This window comes from Microcoleus sp. OTE_8_concoct_300, from assembly GCF_031383065.1.
GTDB lineage: Bacteria > Cyanobacteriota > Cyanobacteriia > Cyanobacteriales > Microcoleaceae > Microcoleus.
In genome coordinates, this window is record NZ_JANMZH010000650.1 from 42,931 (window position 1) to 63,891 (window position 20,961).

Genomic DNA, 20,961 nt, shown 5'->3' on the forward strand with positions numbered 1-20,961 from the left:
TTCAACTAACGCAGGTATCTCGATTAATTCGATTTCAAACCTTCGCTGCATTCGCCGTTATTCTTTAGGCACAGTAGGCTTTGGTTGCATGTCAAAAATAATCACAAATGTGCGCGTTTTCACTAATCGCTGCAAAACCCGTAGATGATCATCTGCATCGTTTCTCTTACGAAATCGTGCCACAATAACACGCTGACAATTAGGAAGCAGGCTAATGATACACCACGGGTGCAATTTTTCAGAGTAGGTCATTTTAGTACCTCAGCAGTAAAAGTAACAGATTGTGCTCTTGTTTCATTGCTTGCCAAGACAGTAATTGAATAATCTTGTCAAAGACAGGTCACGGTGACATTGATATTTGACGAGGTTTGTGCTAAGACAAGCTCAAATTATCTTTTGATGCTGAAAAAGCTTGGTGTATGTATAGCAGCCACCAAAACTGTTGGAACAAGTCAGCAGTATATGATTGCGACAACGTATACAGTCGTTGCCCTGAACAGTCTTTCCGTTATACCCGCCACTATTAATCCAGGCTATTATCTTCACAATGCGGACACAGGAAAGCCACCAATGCCTCTGGGATTTCCTCAAAGTGTTCCAGCAGAAAATCCATTAAAGCCAAATGACGCAAATCGACAGCAGTAGGAAATCTGCGATTTTTCCCCTTTCTAAACCAACCCCGCACTGTAGAATCAGAACGAGAACAAATAAAAGCAATTTCCTCATAACTCACTCCCCACTTTGCATAAAACTGCCTCGGTGTCATTCCGAATTGGCATTGACTGTAAACTGCAATCAAATTGCGTTCTCTATCTGTCAAAGTCGGCTGCTTTTTTATCATCCTCAAACTTCTCCAAATCTTCCTCCCAGGCAGTATCAAACTGACACCACGTTGCACTTTTGGAATCAGGAGTAAGGCAAATTATGTAGCACCACATCCAACAGCATTGACACTGTTCGTAATTGTAAAATTTGCCGATAACCATTCCTCTGTCAGCTTCTTCGCTAACACCCGTCCAGCGCACCATCTCGCCGCACTTAAAGCGCGGGAGATGAATTTTGGCAAAGTTTACAGGAAATTCAATTGCAGGCGGCATATCATTCAAATGTTTTAGTGGCAGGCCCGAAATCAAATCTCGCTTTCCTTTTGAGATTGACATGAGTTCTCAACTGTGCATCGACTGCAACAGATTTGTTTTGATAGGTTTTTAGGCCAATTTCTTGATAAAGAAATTGCAGCGCGATATTTCCTTAAATCAATCAATTGGAATCTATATTTGACCGACTATTTCCCAATTTAAACTCTGGCTAGGTTATCAATTTTTTGAAATCCCGCCCAATCGCGTTGATATCAAATCCGGTTGCAGCAGACTGGTATAGTAAAGGTGTAGTTGCTTTCGTCAGCGAGGTGCGATGATCGACAAACGTCTCCAAATCGAACCACACCGGGAAGTAGAAGAACTATTGGAGAATATTGATGACTTGTTCTTCAGAATATAACCAGCCAGCAAAAAAGGTTGCAGGTAGAATCAAACAATAGTATAATTAGATTAGTTACTAATAATTTTCTGGGTGGCGCGGTGTTATGAACGCCCAAAAACCTGTTACCTTCAGAGACCTCATAGACGCGATCGCCACCTTGCCGATTATCAACTTTCCCGAGAATTCGAGTCAGTTGAATAGCAATAAGCGGGAAGTGAGTTGCAACAAGCGCCTCCGATTGTCCAGAAAGCGATTGAGCCGGATTTGGTTGGCCATCAAAGAATAGAAGCCAGTTAGCCTACTTGACGTAACCTCCCTTTCGTCCAATAATGAAGGAATTTACCCGTCAAGGATGCGCCGTGAAGGTTCAAGGGAATGGGCGCGCTAAGATTTTGACGCCTGCAGAAATTGACCGATTGTTTGACCGGGGTTTTATTACAGCAAGGGACAGGCTTTTGTTTGCTGTAACTTTTTACTGCGCTTGCCGGATTTCAGAGGCGTTAGCTTTAACAACTCACGACATTGTTGGGGGGTCAGTCACGTTGCGGAAAGCGACGACAAAGGGGAAATCAGCAACGCGAACGCTGCCGCTCCATCCTATGCTGGCTAAGTATTTAAAGGCTTACAATCCAGATGTGGGTTTTTTGTTTCCGGGGCGAGAGGGTACGAAGCCTTTGACACGCTCTTTTGCAGATTTGATTTTTAAAGAAGCTTGCAAGCGGGTAAGAATTAAGGGAGCTTCCACACATTCCATGAGGCGGACAGCACTCACGAACTTGAGCAATGCTGGGGTGCCACTGCGGGTAATTATGGAGATATCAGGTCACAAAAATTTGTCGAGCCTCCAGCGCTATTTGGAGGTACAGCCGGAACAGCTTGTCAAGGCAATTGGACTTTTGAAGTAAGGCGACAGAGCTCAATATTTTCCTGTCCTTCAATATTACCGGAGTTTATAGATATTCCGAAACCGACAGCATTCAGCATCAAACAGCAACTTAACCGTTCCCGTTCCGCTATTCCGTCCTTTCAATCCAATAATTTCAGCCGTTCCCCCATCAGGAGAATCCCGATTGTAATAATCGTCCCTGTAAACTCCAAGCACAACATCCGCATCCTGTTCAATTCCACCAGAACCACGCAAATCCGATAAACTCGGACGCTTGTTCGTGCGAGTCTCTACCCCCCGATTGAGCTGGGAAAGCAGCACAACCGGCGCGTCAACCTCGCGAGCTAAAATCTTCATCTGCCGCGTAATTTCGCTGATTTTATTGACAACATTTTCATCCGCTGAATTCACCATCAATTGCAGGTAATCAACAATTACCAAACCCAATGGGCCGCGCTCGCAAACAAACTCCCTAACTCTCGAACGAATCTCTAAGGGAGACGGTTCCAAACTTTCGTCTATCCAAAAATCAGCATCGCTAACTTTCCCCAAAGCCGAAGCTAGCACTTCGTACTTACCAGCTAGGTTAACTTGCCTGATATCTTTCACCGACACCCCACTCTCAAGTGCCATTAACCGCGCTGCTAAGTCCCGACCCGGCATTTCCATCGAAAACATCAAAACCCGACCGTTCCTGGGGAGGGAAGCAATGTTGTACCCAAGCGCGCAAGCCAAAGCTGTTTTGCCGCTGCCGGGGCGACCTCCTATGACAATCAATTCGCCTCGGTAAAATCCCCCTCCCAAGAGGTCGTCGAGGTCATAAAACCCCGTGCTGATTCCAGGACAGTAGTTAGCAGTCTCCAAGCGCTGTTCCTCAATTTCATCTAGATATCGCCAAAGTTCGTGGCAGTATTCCGAAAGAGGCCTCATAGCTTTTTGCCGCTCTTCTTTGTACTTATTGAGGGCAAAAATCTTTTCCTCGGCTTTATTTAGTATCGCATCCAATTCGGTGGAAGTCTCGTAGCCAAGCTGCACCAGGTCATTACCAATTTTGATGAGTTCGCGCCGGACAAACTTGTCCACGACTAGCAAGGCATATTGGTCGATGTTGACGGCCGAAACAGTTCGGTCTACCAGCATTACCAGTTTGGTTTGACCCCCTACTACTTCCAGCAGGTTGTGGTCGTCGAGGAAAGTGGTGACGTTCATCAAGTCTGTGGGCTGCTCTTTAGAGTGCAGCGCTAAAGCGGCCCGATAAATGTGTTGGTGGACTGTAATTGCCAATGCTTCGGGACGCAGAATATTTGCGACTCGTTTAATGGCGATTGGGTCAATCAGAATTCCGCCTAAAATTGCTTCCTCTGCATCAATGTTGCTCGGCATAATTTTGTCAACTAAACTGACTGTCATGTCTGGTCTTCTCCTTTGATATTGTTGTTAATTGAACTGTTTTAAAAATTGTCTAAGGATGGGAAGTTGTCTACATGGGTTAAATAATCACTGTTTTCACAGCTAGGCCTCATAGCTAAGTAGTAGACAATTTGTTCAAAATTTGTTTTAGTTGCTGAGGAAATCGATGCATCCACTGCAAGTAAATTTGCTGCTGAATACCTAGCGCTGCAAAAGCTTCTTTGCCTAGTTGCTGGAACTGTTCGCATAACGTTCGATGAGTTTCTAATGGCATATAATGAGGGTCTACATAATCCTCAGTTATTCTTGTTGTCTGTGCAGAAGGAGAATCTTTGGGAGTTGGAGAAGATCCTGTTGAAGCTGGAGACGAAACAACATTTGTTGGGTTTGAGTTTTGAAAACCGTTAGTTTTTTCCCACCAGCGACCGCGCAAACAATCAACGATCCACCCTGAAGGGTTGGATATTTGCTTTGTTTGGCTTCGAACTTGCAGCAGGTTTATGGCGGCTTGGATTTCGTTTAAGCTGTGCTGGAGTACACAAATTTTTAATTCAGAATTCATGCCTCCTGTGGCTCGCGTAACGGCTTCGACAATTTCAGCTGCATCGGGATTGGCAATTGCAACCGCTTCGATAATCTCAATTGCATCAGGATTAGTAATTGGAACGGCTTTGACAAGCTCAGTCGCATCGGAATTGGCAATTGCAATTAGTTCGACAGTTTCACTCACCTCGGGGTTGGCAATTGCAATTGGTTCGACAGTTTCAGTGGCATCGGGGTTGGCAGCTGCAACCGCTTCGATAATCTCAGTCGCATCAGGATTAGTAATTGGAACGGCTTTGACAGTTTCAGTGGCATCGGGGTTGGCAATTGCAACCGCTTCGACAATTTCAGGAAGTTGGGGAGTAACGGGCGAAGATATTTCAGGGCTTAACGGAACAGCTTTATTGGTAGGTATTGGTGATTTGGCGGCAGAGATTGTTGGATTGTCGAGGCTGTTAAGTTCTGTCAGCAGTTTTTCCGGGGGTTTAGAGGTCAAACCTATTTGTTCTGAAGTGCAAGGCATTGCCACATCGACTGCCTGACTGTTATCTGAATTAATTCTCAGACATTCAGCGGTTGGGGCGGAACATTTATTTTCACTAGGGGTTTTTAGTTCTTGTTCTGAATTTTTATTTAATTCAGTGCTTTTAGATTTGATCCCAGTTACAAGCTGTGGTTTTTTATCTGGTGATGTTAAATTTTCTTCCTCTTTAGAAAAATTAAAAAAAACAGCAGCAACATTTTCAGTGCTTTGCTGTCCTTTTTTATCCTCTGTAAAGAGTACGGCACCATCAGGGTTTGAACCCCCTGTTTGCTCAATTTTTGGCTGGTTCAGTCGATTTTTTGACGGATTGCTCAGTTTTTGGAATTTTGAATTGGTGTGAGTGAAGGGGCGAACGTCGCCCAGGTGCTGCACTGCTATGCGAAAAATGCCACACCCGTAGTTTTTGAGGATTTTAACCAAGCCTAGTTTTTCGAGCTGTCTGAGGGCTGCCCGCCTGGTGTTGGGGCTGTAGGGCTTGCCGTTTCGGACTCTTGTGGCTCGTTTTTCGCCCAAGGGGATGCAATGGATGTCGATTTCCTCTGGTTTGCCACCGATGCAGGTTCTGTACAGGTAGAGGGCGAGTTTGACGGCGCTGGGGGTAGCGCCTTCTAGTATGTCGGCTAGGGCTTCATAAATTGCGGCGTGTCGGGCGAATGGCGGTTTGTGCCAGGTAGTTGTATCTGCAACCATTTTTTGTTCCGGGGTAAAAATGAGCGTAAATGTCCCTTCATGCGACTGTGACAGCCGCAAGGTTTGCCAGAGCGGTTGTTGTGAATTTGACCGCGGGCTATTGAGCGCGAATGCAGCGCTCGCTGCACTCAACAGGATTTCGGGTTGGCTTCAACAACCAGGTGTGGTAGTTGCGCCGGAACTCGATTCATAGCGCCGTCGCTTGAACTATCGGCAAACTTTAGCGAAGCGGTTTTAAGGTCTTGTACTTTTGCGATCGCTTTTTTGTAGCGATGCAGTTGTCCTAAATCCAGCAGTGTTGAGACTGACCGCCCTGCTAAAAGATGAGAAAGGGTGCGCGACTATTTTTTCAATCCTGCCAGACCAGCCGATACGGGATTTGGTGGCGAATCAGTCTAATAAGACTGATCAGAGTTGTTCTAAAGGCTGAAAACTTTACGTAGCAAGAGTTTCAAAAATGGCTTGTCGCGGCATTCTAGAGGTTTTGTCGCGGCATTCTAGAGGTTTTGTTCTAAAGGTCAAACTTATATGGGGTATGGATTTGAGAGCGATTTTAAATACCTATTTTTTTTAGAACAAGTTTCAGAACAGTCGGAGCATCTTTTGCCGAAAAAAAAAACCAGCCGGGAAAGGGTTGGTTTGTAGCGTCGCTTTGGTGAGAGCAGGTTGGATGAAGCCTATCTTAAATGTCGCAAGAGGACTCTGGTTACAGTAGGGGACTTAGACAAAACTTAGCTTAAAAATAGGCTCAAACCCAGTTTTGAAGAGGGTTAGAGGTTGATGTGTCTTTTTTTTTGCTGCGACTGGGTTTGAGCCTCAGATCCGCCAGTCAAGCTAAATCCCTTTCTCACAGAGGATTACAGGTCGATTTAAGCCCTGAATTGGTCTTAGTCCCGCGGGACTAACGCCAAGCATCATTAGGATAGGGGCAACCCCCCGTGGTTGCCCCTACAAAACATCGTATATTGAGGCTGTGCGTCCAGGATTAAGTAGTCAATGTGAAATGCTTAACAGATGCCAGATTTGAGATTCGAGTTCTGGTGCAGGGATTCGCTCCCCACGTTCCAACATGGATACATAACGCTGCGACACCCCTAGCCAGCCAGCCAATTGTGCTTGACTCCAACCTTTGGCTGTTCTTGCTTCTTTTATCTCATTGCTTGTCAGTTTAGGTTTGAGAGCTTGTTTCAGGCGGGGTTGAACCTGTTTGAGTTCAGCTTTGGTTGCCAGGAGTTGGGGGATAGGTGCTGGCGGATGGATGGTAATTAGGGCTGCCAATAGCGTGTCAAAGTATCCTCGTTTTTTTCGATACTTGCTACCGGGTCTCAGCCATTCTGGGTAGGTCTCTTGGTCAAACTCGATTTGAAACGCTCGCTGGAGTTTCAACAGCACTTCCAGGGTGTGATTCCAGCTATTCATCAGCGTGTAAGCTTTTCTACGGTCAGACCGGGCTATATCGATTACCGTTTGGCATAGGAGCGCTTTTAGAAGGGTTTCCACTTTGTAACAGCCACTGGTGTGAAATCGGCTTTCCATCGTCAGATGAAGTGCTAAGCGCAAAGCCAGTTCATCATGGTAGGCATCGATTTTGAGAATCTCCTGAGCTAAATAGCCAAACTGATACAAGGCTTCTTTGGCGAAGTAACCTGCTTTGTTCAAGAAGGCATGAGTCCAGAGCCCCGGTTGGACTGTGATGTAGACTTCATCAGGCTGCTCTATTTTGCCCTCCAGATTCTGCTGACCTGTTAACTGAATTTGAATATTCCACATTCGCGAGGTGTCAACGCTGGCTCTAATTCCACCTTTTTTGTGTTTGCCTTCAACCCATGTGGCTTTGATTGCTAGGCAACCTAGAGCATATGCAGTTTTAGCTAGTTCATTCAGTTTTTTAGACGCGGGCAAGTCTGTGCGTTTGTCCCAGCCCATTTCCTTGATTAAGTCACTGCCTTCGAGAGTGAATAAGCTTTCCCACGGCTCTTCTTGTCTCATAATATGAGCGGCAAAAATCAGGTGTAACTTGGCAGCGGTCAGCCCAAACTTGTCAATAATTTGCATGGCCTCGTCTAAGGGCAGCAGCGTGATGTCGTCGGGGTTGGCGATGTAGTGCTCGATGATGTTGTTGGGGTTGCCCTTGGCTCGGTGTTGGTAGTAGCCGACACCTGAAGGGTATTGCTGCCACAAGTCTGTTCTCAGTTGTGCGTGGAGGCTGGATACCATAGGAGGGGGTGTCGCAACAGGGGCGATCGGTCTACTCTGGTACAGACGAGGTTCTGTAATGGGTTTGTCTGGGCTATCTCTAACTTCAGCCAGACTTTCTGAGCTGGTGCTGTCACTCATAGTTTTAGTCAATAGTTAGAACCTAGCATTTTACTCACTGAATTTTTCACAAATTCGATAATTTTAAGTCGGCATAATGTCGTCAAGTTGCAATTGTAAATTGGGAAATAGGTAAGAATAAATCGGCTCTCCCAAGCGATATTGTTGCTGCTGGTAAACTCCATCAACCAACTGGCAGACGGTGAAAGTAGGTTGCTTGGGAGAGCCGATAAATTGCAAACCCCCCAAGCCTCGAAAGTCCACAATCCAATATTCTGCAATCTTCAAAAAAGCGTATTCTTCCACTTTTCTTGCATAATCATCTTGCCAATTAGTGCTGACCACTTCGGCAACAAGCTTAATTGTACTATCTTTACAAATCACTGGTTCTTTTTGCCAAAGGGGTTCACTACTAAGTTCTGCTTTATCTAAAACAACTACATCAGGACGCAGCGCTGTGGCCTCAGCGTATAGGGGTTTTATTAAACAAGTTTTTGGAACCAACCAATTGAAATTACCACGAAAAATTTCTACGTAAATTCTACCAGCAATACTACCTGCAACCGCTTCGTGAGGACCAGTAGGTTCCATGTCTCTGAGTTCTCCATCAATGAGTTCATATCGTGTATTATCTCCATATTGGGCGATAAACTCCTCAAAGCTAAGTAGTTTGGATGGGGTGTATGTCATAGGTTATTTTTTAATGGGAGGTAGCTTAATTAGAAGTTTTGTGGGGTAGGGAGTAGCGATCTGTTAAGTTTATTATACTCGTTCGATTGCATGACCGCCTTCGAGCTTGTCAAACTAATGGAGGCGGATTGCGATTCGCTCAATATTCCATATCTCTTAACGCCTTCCTCACTATTATTCCACTTTTAGTATAAGAGAGCTCGGATGAGTGGTACGAATACTCTTCGTCAAGCTTTAAGATTGATGGCTAACCAACTTGAAAATATCATTGAGTTGCTTTTCGGTTTTTCTAACCGAGATCAACCAGTTAAATCCTTCACGTAGCATCAACAAATAGCCCAATCAGCTTAGTTTATTTTTTCGACAATTAATCCACCCTGCCATCCCTCAAAGAATATGCCTGGAAAAATCCTCAAGCTACACCCCCAATTACAGCAGGCAACAATTTTGATCGGCTTTTAGATAAAATCAAAACTAGAACTGCCCTTTATCTCGGCAAGCGTTCTATCTTTAGTTTGCAAGCTTTTTTAGATGGTTACACTTTAGCCTGTCGCCAACTCGGAATTCCTGTTACTGAACAGGAACAAGAATTTGCAGAATTTCAAGACTGGATTGAAAAACAATTTAACCAGCCATCTACCCAGTCTTGGGCGCGAATAATCCTTTTTTATTCAGAAGATGAATCCCAAGCGCTTGATACATTTTTTGAGCCATTTGAAGATTTTTTACACGGAACTTCCCCCGCCTGCTCGCTATCGTTCCGGTTCAAACTAATACGGGGTCAGACTTTCCCGGTTTGGGAAAATCTTTTACATGACTACAAGTTTTGGAAACCCTTATGTAGCGGGGTTTGTTCTCCATTCCACTATCTCACAAGAGGTAGTAGGCAAAGATTAAGAAAATCTTAAATACATGACAGCAGGCGTCTAACGCTCAAATCGCCCAAACATATATCCCAAAAGAAATACAGCCTCCCGAACGCCCCCAAAGCGGGGAAGTTCCGTTTACAGCGCGAATCCTCGCTTGATGCCGACACAATCTCTCGCCACCAGCCGCCCCGAAAATGGTAATAAAAAGCAGCTAAATTCAATGCTTGAAAACTTATCCGAAGAAGCGCTTGCCCAACTTCGTGAATTTGCCGAATCTTTGCACCAACAAGAAAAAAGCTCAGTATAGAACCGCTTTGATATCTCTTAGCAGTTGATATCTCTTAGCAGTCGATCGCTAAAATATATCAAATGGATTCTCTAAGCAAAACGGCTCTCCTGAGTTTATGGTGTAAAATAGATCAACCAATACAGTTATAGTGATGAGCTTTCATTTAGACTATCTATTAGACTTGCCTGGAGTTAAGGTTGAAACTTGCACTCAAATTGAAGGAAAAATTTACTTTCGTTTGAGTGATGAAAGCATCAGGAATAGTTTGTCCTCACTGTGATAATTATACAGAAGAACTCCATCAGAATCGACCTATATTAGCCAGAGATTTGTCAGTTTTCGGTCGTTCTGTGTATTTACAAGTACCTCGTCGGCAGTTTTACTGCGCTAGCTGTCAACGTTACGTTACAGAAAAATTAGATTTTTTGGACCAAAAAAGACGGCATACTCAACGATACGAAGAAAATATTTATGCGCGTGTTCAACACTCAAGCATGGAACAAATAGGGCGAGAAGAAGGATTGAGTTATGACGAAATTAAAGGTATTTTTACTCATGTGAATTCCTGTAAAAAAAAAGCTGTTGGGAGTCAGTTAAACGAGTGAGTATAGATGAGATAAGTATGAGAAAAGGAAAAGGAAGTTTGGTAACTGTTGTCAGTGACATTGAGGAGGGTAATTTGATTGAAATGATTGACTCTCACCGTCAACCCGACATAATTGAAGCCCTTATAAAACAACCGTTTGAGGTTCGAGAACAAGTTGAGGAAGTGAGTATCGATATGTGGGGAGGATTTCCAAAAGTTATAGAACAAGTATTCCCCAACGCCAAAATTGTCATCGACCGTTTTCACGTGATGAAAGCGGTTAATAAAGACTTGAATAAGTTGCGCCGAGCAGTAGGAATTACAGATAGAGGCAGCAAATACTTATTGTTGAGTAATCGAAGCAACCTTAATGTCGAGCAAATTCAAAGGTTGGCAATCACCTTGGAAAAATCAGAATGCTTAAGAATTGCCTATGAGATGAAAGAAGAGTTTCGAGAAATATACGAAACCCATATGACAGTCAAAATAGCACGGGAAAAGTTTAAGACATGGCTGAATTATGCGTCGCTCTTTTTTAAAGAATCAGCTTCGACAATTGTTAATCATTTTGAAGGAATTTGTAACTACTTTCTTAATCGTACAACAAGTGGAGTTATGTCAGGGATAAATAATCGAATTAAGTTAATTATGCGACAAGGATATGGCTTTTCAAACTTTGATAATTTTCGAGAACGCGTATTAGCTTGCTTCTCTAATTAGATAAAAATATCACCGTAAGTTCCGGAGAGCCAGCAAAACATAAACCGAATCGTTTCATCTACCCCTATTTACTGACTATTGCCCTTATCTGCGTAGATTTTTACAAGCAGCGCTACACTTTCTCTTTGATACTCCGTTAACCTAAGCTGGGTGGTCGCCCACCCGACTACGCTTCTGAACCGAACGTGATAGTTTCCGATCATCCGTGAGCATTTTGTTTCAAGACCGCCTCAATGAACGCTAGCTTTTGGCGCAAAACGTCCTGCAATTCCACCAGTTGGTCAACTTCAGCTTGCTCCAACATTTCTGGCGACAGCTTTTTCAAGTTCCCAGTTGCTAGCTTGACCTGCTTGAATTGGGGGACTGCCCCTGGGGAATTAGCGAGAGTAGAACTGATAATGGACTGTACCAATCTACGAGTTTGAACTGCCGACAATTTCTCGGCGATAACTTGGGTAGTCGCGTTAACTCTAATGGACTGCGCCTCTTCCTCAGACAATCCCAAATTTTTAGCAGAGAGTTTAGAAAGAGCCGTTGCATGAACCCCTTTAAGTCCTAATTTCCTAATAGCAGTCTTAAGGTCAGCAGCTAAAGACAGCATCGGGAAAATGTTGGCATCGATGGAAGCCGGATTGAGCTGCAAATCCAACAATCTCCCCAATACCGCCAGCTCTTTTTCATCTAAACCTAAAGCTGTTAAACCCTGCTGCTGCTTGTCAGGCATCGCCGTCACCAACTCGGAAACTGAGTTCATGCGCTTTTGCGCGTTCAACCGCCGCACAGCTGTAGAGAGAGTGCGAGGGATAGTTACAGCTTCCAAACCCGTATTGCTGGACAACTCCCGCACAATAGCCTCCGCTTTGTCGAGAGGATTGAGGTCTTCACGGTGCAGGGAGGTCAACAGCGCTTTGCGGTGCAAAGATGCAGGCTCTGGAATGATGACAGCTTGCAAAGTTTGCCAGCCCATAGTTTTAGCGCTGCGCCAGCGTCGCTCTCCGTCGAATATCACGAGTTCTCCCCGTTGAATCAAGATAATGGGTTGCAGTTGTCCGTCACTAGCGAGGGAGCGGGACATGGACTCGATACTTTCCGGCAAAAATGTCTGTCTGGGTTGTTCAGGATTAGGCTGAATTTGGTCTAGTGAAATGGAGAGGATACCGCTGGCGGATTCTAGTTGTTCTCGCAGTGCAGTCAATTGAGATTCCAATTCCGTTGAACCCGATTTTCGCAGTTCTTCAATTTCTGCTTTGAGTTCCTGAATCTCGGATTCAGCTTCTGAGAGGTGCATTGACTGCTTGGCGGATGAAAAATAATTTCCCAAGTCGGGAGCTTTACGGGTGGCCATAGCGATTTTAGATTTTAAATTGGGGATTGGAAGAAGTCAGTTCATGGCTATAAGCCAAAAACGAAGGATTCGTTTTCGCCGGCGCAAGTTGTGACTGTGAATCAAACACTATTTCTTTTTTTTTCCTTTTTTGGCAATAGCCGGAGCAACTCCATTTCCCATTAAAGTAGCCAGGTGCTTAACAATTTCTTTGAAGTCGCCTAAAGCTGGGTGAAGGGGGCGATAAAGGTGTAATGGCAATCCTTGACCGCTGGCATTGACAAATTCTGCACTGTCCCGAATTGGTGGAAAAACGCGGATATTCATCTGCTCTAGCTGGGCTGGCAATGACTCTAAAAGTTGTCGGTGGACGGCTCGTTTCGTATCGTATTGGTTGGGTACAAACCCTAAGATTTCTGGTTGCGGCTTGAGGCGTAATTGTTTGCAATGGTGGTAGTACCACTCCAGCAGGTGAGCTGCTCCTTGAATTGATTTTGGTTCGAGCTGTACGGGCACTATTATATGAGTGCAAGCAGTTAGTGCCATCAAGGGCAAGGGGCCGAGGGTAGCGGGGCAGTCGAAGATAATTAGGTCGTGATCCATTGGATAGTCGCTCAGGCAATCGCCTAGAAGATAAGCGCCACGCTTGTGCAGAACTAACTCGTCTGCTGTTTGCGTCAGCGTCATTCCGCCTTGACAAACGGTTACATTATTGGTGTGGGGACTCCAGCTAGGAGTAAGAGGCCAAGAGCCATTGAAGCTTTCTCGCATTATGGCGGACAGTGTGTGTTCTGGCTCTGGCGGATTTAGACCGCAAAAAAGGGTCAGGGAGCCTTGGGGGTCGAGATCCATAATGGCTACTTTCAAACCCCTTAACCCCAGTTCGTAGGCGAGGTGAACTGAAAGTGTGGTTTTGCCAGTGCCGCCAGCATTGCTGATGACTGCTAGTCGAATTTGCATGGTTTTGAATTAAGTAGATGATTTAAGTATGATATATCGAGAGTAGGCATCAGATATCGATATATGAGAGCATCACGGTAAACCACTGTTGGGTTCCACGTTGAAACAGCAAGTTAATATTTAGTCGGTCGAGCAGAATCTCGTCAAGTTTAGTACCAGACAAGACAGTTTAAAAGGATGTTCGTTCGATCGCTCGATGGAAACCGAACGACCTATATCAATATCTGAGCTACGTTATAACCGCCGAGTTAACTTTGAAAACCATCTTGGGATGATGATCGTACAATCTACCGAAATGCAATCAAACTTCATATATCAATATCTGAGCTAAGCGAGCGCGATCCAACTTTCTGGGAAGAGGACTAACTAAATCAAACATTACTTAGACATCGCCGGACAATCTGATATAATAAAACAAGAGTTGAGGAAAACACTCTTGTCAGGTACGTCCCATCCTCATAATCGTCGTCCATCCTTGGAGTCAACGAAAGAACTCTCCGACGTTGGGAAGAAGCAGGAAAAATCCAAAAGATTCTTACCTTATTGGAACGAGTCTTCTCATGAGATGTCCGAATGGTTGTCATTCCCCACAAAGAGCGAGTGGCAAGATTCGGCTTTGACGAATTCAAATGGCTTTGCGAGCAAAACCGGTGTAAACTCGTGGTACCGGGCGAAACAAACCTTAGTCCAGAACAAGAAATGGTTGAAGACGTGCTTACAGTCCTCCACTGCTTTAGTAGTAGATTGTACTCCCGGCGAAAGTATAAATCTCAAATCAAAGAAGCTCAGGATTTACCCCAGTCAGGAATTAAATAAAATTTGGCGTAAATGGCTAGCAGCCTGTCGTTATTGTTTTAACCAAGCAATAGCAATGCAGCGAAAAAAGCGCTTAAGCAAGCAGGAATTACGAAACTCAGTAATGCGAGGTGATTTACCAGAATGGGTAAAAGAAACGCCTTGTCATATCAGGCAGAATGCTATTTTTGATGCTCACAGAGCTTTCAAAGCCAGTAAAGACGCCAAGTTTCGTAGCATCAGAGATTACTCTCAAGCCATCAAATTTAACAATACAAATTTCACCAAAGGCACTTGGTATTCTTCCTTAACAAAAGGATTAACCTTCAAAGCTTCTGAGGTGATTCCTGAGTGCAGTCAAGGTACTCACTTATTGTACTGCAAGGGTCGTTGGTTTGCGGTGTTCCCAGTGCCAGTTACTGTGCAGCCTACCTTAGCAACGGGAATTATTGCATTAGATCCTGGCGTGAGGACATTTATGACCGGATTTGATGGCAATAAATTTATTGAGTTTGGAGGCGGTGACATGGGACGAATCGCTCGTCTATGTCAACACTTAGATAACTTAATGAGCCGAATATCTCAAGCCACCAAACAGCGCAGAAAACGCATGAGGCAAGCGGCTCATCGCATGAGAATACGCATTCGTAATTTAGTAGACGAATGCCAAAAACAAACCGCTTGCTATTTAACTAGCAACTATCGGGTCATATTTCTTCCTACTTTTGAGTCTTCCCAAATGGTAGCCAAGGCACGAAGAAAGATTCGTTCAAAAACTGCTAGAGCAATGTTGACTTGGGCACATTACAGATTCAAGCAAACCATCAAACATCAAGCAAACATCAGAAACGCCAGCGTGATTGATGTCACTGAAGAATACACATCTAAAACTTGTACCCATTGCGGTCATGTACATCAAAAGTTAGGTGGTTCTAAAGTCTTTACTTGTCCAGAATGTGGCTACTCAATCCCACGGGATTATAATGGTGCTTTTGGTATTTTACTGAAAGCTTTGCGGGATACCGCCTCTATCTCCTATGCAGGCGATAGTGCTATCGTTACTTTGTCCGGTAATAGCCGGGTAAGTGTCGCGTAAATGTATCAGATGCTAGCAGATGCCAGAACCGTTTCGTAGTGGGCAAACAGCAATTGGTTTGAAAGCTTTACCGAAAAACAGGAGTGCGAGCCGGAGTTCTCTTTCGCGAGATAGAAATGCAAGCGAGCAGGATGCTTGCACTCCTAAAAAACGTTCTCACCAAAAAACGAGCGGGAAGCCAATGGCTTCAGACATCGGGAGGAACGCGGCTGCGACGACCGTCGCCTTGAATTTCCCGGAATTTGAGTCATTTGTGTTTTAAAATCAAACAGATCACCTTGTGATATTTTCGCTTATCATGGAACAAGTTCTGACGAGAGTTTGCAAGCTCCAACCGACACCTGAGCAAGCTTCTAAAATAGATGCTCTACTGAAGGCGTTTGCGGATGCTTGTAACGCCGGCCAATCAAACGGTAAAATCTGGAATAACCAGCAAAACCACGATTCAGAACTTGGTTTATCAACAGTTACGAAAACAGTTTGGATTAAGCGCCAATCAAGCAGTTAGAGTTTGTGCTCGTGTTGGTGCTAACCGCAAAACTCAAGGGCAAGTCTGTCAAGGCGTTTGCTGCTACCAGCGCCGACTACGATGCTCGAATCTTTGCTTCCAGAGAGAAGGATTGGAAAGTCAGCCTGACATTACTGGATGGACGCGAACATATTCAGTTGAAGCCAGGTAACTACCATAGAGGCAAGCTCAAGAGCAGAGTACCGAATAGCGCTCAACTGTGCCAACACCGTGACGGGCAATACTACATCCACATTCAACTCAAAAATGAAGGGCCAGATCCTATCCCTTCAGAGCGAGTCATCGGAGTGGATTTTGAGCGACGGGATATTGCAGTAACTAGCATCGGGGATAAATGGGACGGTAAACAGATTCAAGACGTTAGAGATAAATTTGCCAAAGTTAGAACGGCGGAGTGAAAGGTGGAACTATGTCTTATAGCGAATTTTCCCTAGATGATATTAAAAATAAACTCGGATTGACAATTCGAGAAGTCTCTGAAGTTATTACGGCTGTAGAACCGATCGAACCCAGTCAGCTTTTAAAGGAAACCTTAGCAGAAAATATTCCCTTAGCCTTGGGAATCGACACGGAAAAAGCGCGCTCTGAGATGATTGTCGCTCCGGTATTGATTGAACTCCGCAGGCGCTGCGATCGTCAAATCAGCCTCTTTTCCGGTACGGAATTCAATATCGATCGAGTCAAAGGACTCAACGGTGTCTGTGACTTTATGATTAGCCATTCACCAGAACAATTATCTTTAAACGCCCCTGTGTTTACACTTGTCGAAGCCAAGAATGACAATATCAAATCTGGAATTGCCCAGTGCATTGCTGAAATGTTGGCAGCCCAGATGTTTAATCTTCAAAAAAACAACAGTATTTCTTGTGTTTATGGTGCCGTTACAACCGGCAGTATTTGGAAGTTTATGAAACTCGAAAAAAGTACGGTTTATATTGAAACAACAGAGCATTTTATTGAAAATATTCAACTAATTCTAGGTATTTTAATGCAAATTGTTCAGTTGACTCGCCCAACCCTTCCGTGTTTATGAACTCCTGAAATTTTACAGTCTATGACTTCCTGATTTTGATAAAATAAAAGTCTGGGAAACCACACTAAATTCCAGTGGTTCGTGCAGCCGGAATGTTCCGAGTGTTGGGATTTTGATTGTATTCCCAGCATCGAGTAAAACTTTTCCGTTTATCGCACAAGCGACGCTCTGTTGAACGGTTGACTGGCTTCAGTTTTCTTCATGCTCTCTGACTGAAATGGACTGCCGAAATTCATATATCGATATCTGAGGTACTGGTTCTAAACAGGGAGGTGGATTAAATAAAAAATTCTCTGGACAATACCGGATAATACCTCAGTTAACTTTGAGAACTGTCTTGGGATTTGGCGCTCGTACAATCGGCCGAAATGCACTTCTGACTCAAATCGCTGATAATATCTAAGCTCATATTGTCAACTAATTTAGTCAGAGCCAGAGCAATTTGCTTCTGCGACAGCGGAATTCGCTCAATCAACAGCCTTACCGCTTGCTCGTCTCCACAAGCGGCTGCTTTATAAAGCTTCTCAATCAACTCCCTCGGCAACACAGATAGCGACTCAGAAGTCAGTTGCACAACAGGCTCATCCTGTTCGGACTTCCTCGGTGACTCCTCTTGATAGATATAGCGAACTCCCAAATGAAGCGCCATCTTCTCAAAAATTACTGTTTCTCGGAACGGTTTGGCAACAAAATCATCAAAGCCATTCGACAAGGCAAGTTCCTGGGTTTTAACAAAAGCATTAGCGCTCAAAGCAATAATTTTAGTATTAGAACCGTCAGGCAAAGCTCTAATTTTTTGAGCAGCTTGAAAACCGTCTAAAACAGGCATCCTCAAATCCATCCAAATTAAATCCGGCTTGTACTTTCGCCACAACTTAACCGCCTCAATTCCGTTATCCGCGAACCACACAACAAAACCAGCCGACTTCAATATCTGAGTTAGCAGCAACCGATTTGCCGACTCATCGTCCGCTACCAAAATGCGATATATTTGTTGGTTCGATGCCAACCCCTTCACTCGTTTTTGCGGCTGTCTGTCATAAATTTCGCTCTCAGTTGCATGACTGACTTTAATGTAAAAACTAAAAACCGTTCCTTTCCCCACAGAACTTTTGACCTTAATCTCGCCACCCATCAGCTTCACAAAAGAGTTACTGATTGGCAATCCCAAACCCGTTCCCGTTTGCGATTTTCTGCCAGCATCCGCTTGCACGAACGGCTTAAACAAACGGCTAACCTCATCAGGCGCAATGCCTGGGCCTGTATCCTTCACAGAGAATTGGAGAAAGAATTTGGGTAAAGGTTTTTTAGCCATAGACTGAAGGCATTTTACAGTCAGCTTCACCCTACCCGCCTCAGTAAATTTAACAGCATTACCCAACAGATTAATCAAAACTTGACGCAGCTTGCTTTCATCAGTTCGGACGTATTGCGGTACATCTTTCCGGAGTTCAAAAACAAGTTGCAATCCCGACGATTGAGTTTTGAGTTGGAACATCCGTTCTATGTCCGAGAGCAAACTGTACAAGTCAACAGCAGTTTCTTCGAGGGTAATTTGACCAGCTTCAATTTTAGACAGCGACAAAATATCGTTGATTAGTTTCAACAAATGCTCGCCACTGCGATTGATAATATCTAAACTCGACTGCTGTTCCGGTGCAGTTTTTTTAGAGTTCACAAGCAAGTGAGCAAAACCGATAATCGCATTCAGAGGCGTTCTCAATTCGTGGCTCATGTTAGCCAGAAAGGTACTTTTAGCGCGATTGGCGCTTTCGGCGGCAATTTTAGCTTGTTTTAGTTCCTTCGTTGTCTGTGCAACTTGCCGCTTTAAATCGCCGGAATATTCTTCTAGCCGCTGGCGAGATGCTTTTAACTGGGAATTCATGCGCTTGAAAGCACAGGCTAGGGCTTCGAGTTCGGCAACGCCGCTACCTGAAACTGTTGAGTCGAAGTCGCCGCCAGCTATCGCCTCTGTTGCCGAAATTAACCGCAGCAGCCGCTGTTCTATTCTTAGGGAAATGGACAGCAAAAGGCAGATAGAAAGAACCAAAGCCAGCAGCACGAGCAAAATAGTGTTGCGAGTATTGGCCTGAACTTTTTCCGTGAAGTCGGTTTCGGGTACAACTGCTACAATCAGCCAGTTTAAGCTTGAAGAGTTTTCAAAAGGTCTGACTTGCAGTAAGTATCTAGAGTTGCTGGCAGTAAAGTTAAGATTTTGGCTGCTGTTAATAGCAGCGAGGCTGCCATAATGTTTAAGCAAATACTCTGTTGAAAGCTGGATTACTTTTTGTTGTTGCAGAGCTTGGGCGCGAACTCGCTGCAGTCCGTCAACAGAAATAGACGGTTTTGGTTCAGTTACCTCGTTCCAAGCAACTAAATGTCCCGAACGGTCTAAGATAAAGGCTTGACAGTTAGGGCTGATGTGGAAATCGTGCAAGTTGAATGTTGAGGTTGGGGTGGGAAAAGCAGGATTTGTTTTTTGTTGACGGAATATTGTTTTTGGAGAGTCTGACCCATTTCTTTTCCCATTTGGTTTGATTGTGACTCCGGCTGTTTGACTTGGGGGAAGTTGGTTCACCGAACCAGTTTGCATTTTCTTATAAGTCCCTTCTCCTTTCCCAACCCCAACCCCTTCTTTTAAGTAGTTGTCAAGGCGGTCAGAGATGCGGCTCGTTGCTTCTGGCAATAGCTGTGCAACTAAGTCATTCATTGTCTGCCGCCCTGTTTGAAAAGAAAGCCATCCCGTTAGAGCTAGTAAGGTTGAAATTAGGAGAGCGTTGGGGACTGTAAGCACAACGCGCAGCGGGAGGGCAGACTTTTTTTGAACTGAGCTTTTTGGGCTGAACATTGGTTAAAAAAAAGGAGTGGGAATGAGGAAAAAAATGTTCTTCTTCAGAGGGGAGTAACACCAGAAGTAGAAGAGTTCTCCTCTTCTCACTCACCATCCCCGCTCGGTCTCGTTATGCTGTTTGACTAATTCCTATTAATAGTGCAGCCTCAAACCAATCTGAATCAGTCAAAAGCCATAAGTTCTCAGAGCGAGCGGTTAGTGACACAGGCTCCAGCCTGACTCAGCGCGGGCAGTATTGAGGAGAGGATTCGCATCTCAACTTTTCGATAATCGGATGGGTAATAGGAAGTTAGGAGACAGTCAGTCAATTCTCTCCCACTCCCCATTCCCTACTCCCCATTCCCCATTCCCGTTACCTATTCCCGCAGCTCCGGCTCCAATCAAAAAGCAGAGCGACTTTTAAAAAGCCGAGTAGTTCGGGCTGTTGGCGGTTGTCGCTGTTGAAATCTTGTTCCAGGGTAGTTGAATTCTTCTCGTGCAATGCGGCTCAGCTCGACAATCACAGACAAGTCTACTCCGGCTCGTGCAGCAGCATCGGCCGCCGATAGATTGTGATTTCTTACTAGCGCTAAAAATTGTCGCACGCTGTAGACTACTGGGTCGTTGGCTGCTGTGTAGCCTTTTTGAATGGCAATCAGCAATCCTTTTTCAACATCTGATGCTGCGGGGGCGCGACCTCTATCAACGTTCACAGTCGGCGACATTCTTGGGGTGACGGGAGCGATGCGAATTCCTAAGTGTTCTGGTTCTTTGTTGGTAGGAACGATGTTGAAGTTGTAAAGTCGCTGTTTGCCTTTTGAATCTACAGTTTTGATTGAAAGGTTAGTGATGGTAGCTGTGGTAGCTCCCGGAAAATTGAGCGCTTGAATGGGACGCAAGAAAACAGTTTTGGCAAGGCCGCTTGCCAACTGTGCATCGGTGCTGAAAACTATTTTTGAGGGGTCGGCAATTAAAACGTAGGCGAGAGCTTCATCGGTTGAGCTGAAGTCGATCGCACTTGCGCGACCGGGATAGACTAAAATATCGATCGCACTATTGACGGCAATGTCTCGACCCACAGTTTGATAGCCTGTTACTCTTGATTGAGAAAAAGCACAGTTCGGGTAGCTCGCAGCAGCGAGCGCTGCTGCAAGGATTGACAAACTGAGAGTTTTAATTCTTGGGAAAAGCATTGTAGCATTCATAATTGTTATCGGCAGATATTGAGAAAGCTATTCAATTTTGGTTGCACCGGAATGATGGGAATGGGGAGTTGGGAATGATGGAGAATCATTGACCTCAACTTTAGAATTCCGATGGTAACGGATTTGATATCGTGCATTGATTACACTCAGCCAGCGGGCTGAGT

18 protein-coding genes and 1 pseudogene are annotated in these 20,961 nt (G+C 44.6%); 9 read left to right on the forward strand and 10 right to left on the reverse strand.

Going from position 1 to position 20,961, the window contains the following annotated elements; all coding sequences use genetic code 11:
- Positions 1-523 precede the first annotated feature (523 nt).
- Together ACUVJL_RS29450 and ACUVJL_RS29455 are read right to left on the reverse strand one after the other, a co-directional pair.
- Complete coding sequence (locus tag ACUVJL_RS29450) at positions 524-841, reverse strand: helix-turn-helix domain-containing protein (protein ID WP_333085763.1); 318 nt, start codon at positions 839-841, stop codon at positions 524-526.
- Positions 810-1,160 (reverse strand): hypothetical protein, encoded by a 351-nt coding sequence (locus tag ACUVJL_RS29455; RefSeq protein ID WP_445249080.1) that lies wholly within the window; start codon positions 1,158-1,160, stop codon positions 810-812. Before ACUVJL_RS29455 ends, ACUVJL_RS29450 begins: the two co-directional genes overlap by 32 nt.
- Positions 1,161-1,585: 425 nt before the next feature.
- Between ACUVJL_RS29455 and ACUVJL_RS29460 the strand changes: the two genes are divergently transcribed.
- Complete coding sequence (locus ACUVJL_RS29460; RefSeq protein WP_333236888.1) at positions 1,586-1,768, forward strand: hypothetical protein; 183 nt, start codon at positions 1,586-1,588, stop codon at positions 1,766-1,768.
- 43 nt (positions 1,769-1,811) lie between these two features.
- The gene (locus tag ACUVJL_RS29465) at positions 1,812-2,387 is read left to right on the forward strand and encodes a tyrosine-type recombinase/integrase (RefSeq protein ID WP_445249081.1); all 576 of its coding nucleotides are present in this window, start codon (positions 1,812-1,814) and stop codon (positions 2,385-2,387) included.
- Positions 2,388-2,422: 35 nt separating this feature from the next.
- Here ACUVJL_RS29465 and dnaB read toward each other — a convergent pair whose 3' ends face one another.
- The 4 genes from dnaB to ACUVJL_RS29485 all read right to left on the reverse strand — a co-directional run bounded on the left by dnaB (position 2,423) and on the right by ACUVJL_RS29485 (position 8,561).
- Entirely contained in the window at positions 2,423-3,778 is a 1,356-nt protein-coding gene (gene dnaB / locus ACUVJL_RS29470) for a replicative DNA helicase (RefSeq protein WP_445249082.1), read from the reverse strand.
- A gap of 115 nt (positions 3,779-3,893) precedes the next feature.
- The gene (locus ACUVJL_RS29475) at positions 3,894-5,555 is read right to left on the reverse strand and encodes a hypothetical protein (protein ID WP_445249083.1); all 1,662 of its coding nucleotides are present in this window, start codon (positions 5,553-5,555) and stop codon (positions 3,894-3,896) included.
- Between the two features lie 993 nt (positions 5,556-6,548).
- A complete protein-coding gene (locus tag ACUVJL_RS29480; protein ID WP_445249084.1) occupies positions 6,549-7,892 on the reverse strand; it encodes a helix-turn-helix domain-containing protein in 1,344 nt (447 codons plus the stop codon).
- 63 nt (positions 7,893-7,955) lie between these two features.
- Complete coding sequence (locus ACUVJL_RS29485; RefSeq protein WP_445249085.1) at positions 7,956-8,561, reverse strand: Uma2 family endonuclease; 606 nt, start codon at positions 8,559-8,561, stop codon at positions 7,956-7,958.
- 1,026 nt (positions 8,562-9,587) lie between these two features.
- On the opposite strand from ACUVJL_RS29485, the gene ACUVJL_RS29490 reads away from it, so the two are divergent.
- Both ACUVJL_RS29490 and ACUVJL_RS29495 read left to right on the forward strand, forming a co-directional pair.
- Positions 9,588-9,737 carry a hypothetical protein gene (locus ACUVJL_RS29490; RefSeq protein ID WP_445249086.1) on the forward strand — a complete coding sequence of 50 codons (150 nt, stop codon included), beginning with the start codon at positions 9,588-9,590 and terminating at the stop codon, positions 9,735-9,737.
- A gap of 133 nt (positions 9,738-9,870) precedes the next feature.
- A pseudogene (locus tag ACUVJL_RS29495) lies at positions 9,871-11,025 on the forward strand (ISL3 family transposase).
- 199 nt (positions 11,026-11,224) lie between these two features.
- On the opposite strand, the gene ACUVJL_RS29500 reads toward ACUVJL_RS29495, so the two are convergent.
- Together ACUVJL_RS29500 and ACUVJL_RS29505 are read right to left on the reverse strand one after the other, a co-directional pair.
- Complete coding sequence (locus ACUVJL_RS29500; RefSeq protein ID WP_445249087.1) at positions 11,225-12,370, reverse strand: ParB/RepB/Spo0J family partition protein; 1,146 nt, start codon at positions 12,368-12,370, stop codon at positions 11,225-11,227.
- 108 nt (positions 12,371-12,478) lie between these two features.
- A complete protein-coding gene (locus ACUVJL_RS29505; RefSeq protein ID WP_445249088.1) occupies positions 12,479-13,309 on the reverse strand; it encodes a ParA family protein in 831 nt (276 codons plus the stop codon).
- Positions 13,310-13,745: 436 nt separating this feature from the next.
- On the opposite strand from ACUVJL_RS29505, the gene ACUVJL_RS29510 reads away from it, so the two are divergent.
- The 5 genes from ACUVJL_RS29510 to ACUVJL_RS29530 are packed head-to-tail and all read left to right on the forward strand — an operon-like array spanning position 13,746 to position 16,762.
- Positions 13,746-15,200: an RNA-guided endonuclease InsQ/TnpB family protein gene (locus ACUVJL_RS29510; protein WP_445249089.1), complete on the forward strand. Its 1,455-nt coding sequence runs from the start codon at positions 13,746-13,748 to the stop codon at positions 15,198-15,200.
- A gap of 19 nt (positions 15,201-15,219) precedes the next feature.
- Complete coding sequence (locus ACUVJL_RS29515; protein ID WP_445249090.1) at positions 15,220-15,462, forward strand: hypothetical protein; 243 nt, start codon at positions 15,220-15,222, stop codon at positions 15,460-15,462.
- Between the two features lie 18 nt (positions 15,463-15,480).
- Complete coding sequence (locus ACUVJL_RS29520) at positions 15,481-15,708, forward strand: hypothetical protein (RefSeq protein ID WP_445249091.1); 228 nt, start codon at positions 15,481-15,483, stop codon at positions 15,706-15,708.
- Between the two features lie 11 nt (positions 15,709-15,719).
- Positions 15,720-16,127 carry a hypothetical protein gene (locus ACUVJL_RS29525; protein WP_445249092.1) on the forward strand — a complete coding sequence of 136 codons (408 nt, stop codon included), beginning with the start codon at positions 15,720-15,722 and terminating at the stop codon, positions 16,125-16,127.
- A gap of 11 nt (positions 16,128-16,138) precedes the next feature.
- Positions 16,139-16,762, forward strand: a complete 624-nt coding sequence (locus tag ACUVJL_RS29530; protein ID WP_106331512.1) for a hypothetical protein — start codon at positions 16,139-16,141, stop codon at positions 16,760-16,762.
- 319 nt (positions 16,763-17,081) lie between these two features.
- On the opposite strand, the gene ACUVJL_RS29535 is transcribed toward ACUVJL_RS29530, so the two are convergent.
- Positions 17,082-19,472, reverse strand: coding sequence for an ATP-binding protein (locus ACUVJL_RS29535; RefSeq protein ID WP_445249093.1), 2,391 nt, complete (start codon positions 19,470-19,472; stop codon positions 17,082-17,084).
- 521 nt (positions 19,473-19,993) lie between these two features.
- Positions 19,994-20,797, reverse strand: coding sequence for a hypothetical protein (locus tag ACUVJL_RS29540; RefSeq protein ID WP_445249094.1), 804 nt, complete (start codon positions 20,795-20,797; stop codon positions 19,994-19,996).
- Positions 20,798-20,961: the final 164 nt, after the last annotated feature.

Coding starts and splice junctions, on each gene's coding strand:
- ACUVJL_RS29490 (WP_445249086.1), top strand. CDS start 9,588: ATGCCGACACAATCTCTCGCCACCAGCCGCCCCGAAAATGGTAATAAA.
- dnaB (WP_445249082.1), bottom strand. CDS start 3,778: ATGACAGTCAGTTTAGTTGACAAAATTATGCCGAGCAACATTGATGCA.
- ACUVJL_RS29465 (WP_445249081.1), top strand. CDS start 1,812: ATGAAGGAATTTACCCGTCAAGGATGCGCCGTGAAGGTTCAAGGGAAT.
- ACUVJL_RS29450 (WP_333085763.1), bottom strand. CDS start 841: ATGATAAAAAAGCAGCCGACTTTGACAGATAGAGAACGCAATTTGATT.
- ACUVJL_RS29530 (WP_106331512.1), top strand. CDS start 16,139: ATGTCTTATAGCGAATTTTCCCTAGATGATATTAAAAATAAACTCGGA.
- ACUVJL_RS29480 (WP_445249084.1), bottom strand. CDS start 7,892: ATGAGTGACAGCACCAGCTCAGAAAGTCTGGCTGAAGTTAGAGATAGC.
- ACUVJL_RS29535 (WP_445249093.1), bottom strand. CDS start 19,472: ATGAATGACTTAGTTGCACAGCTATTGCCAGAAGCAACGAGCCGCATC.
- ACUVJL_RS29515 (WP_445249090.1), top strand. CDS start 15,220: ATGCCAGAACCGTTTCGTAGTGGGCAAACAGCAATTGGTTTGAAAGCT.
- ACUVJL_RS29540 (WP_445249094.1), bottom strand. CDS start 20,797: ATGAATGCTACAATGCTTTTCCCAAGAATTAAAACTCTCAGTTTGTCA.
- ACUVJL_RS29475 (WP_445249083.1), bottom strand. CDS start 5,555: ATGGTTGCAGATACAACTACCTGGCACAAACCGCCATTCGCCCGACAC.
- ACUVJL_RS29455 (WP_445249080.1), bottom strand. CDS start 1,160: ATGTCAATCTCAAAAGGAAAGCGAGATTTGATTTCGGGCCTGCCACTA.
- ACUVJL_RS29460 (WP_333236888.1), top strand. CDS start 1,586: ATGAACGCCCAAAAACCTGTTACCTTCAGAGACCTCATAGACGCGATC.
- ACUVJL_RS29505 (WP_445249088.1), bottom strand. CDS start 13,309: ATGCAAATTCGACTAGCAGTCATCAGCAATGCTGGCGGCACTGGCAAA.
- ACUVJL_RS29485 (WP_445249085.1), bottom strand. CDS start 8,561: ATGACATACACCCCATCCAAACTACTTAGCTTTGAGGAGTTTATCGCC.
- ACUVJL_RS29500 (WP_445249087.1), bottom strand. CDS start 12,370: ATGGCCACCCGTAAAGCTCCCGACTTGGGAAATTATTTTTCATCCGCC.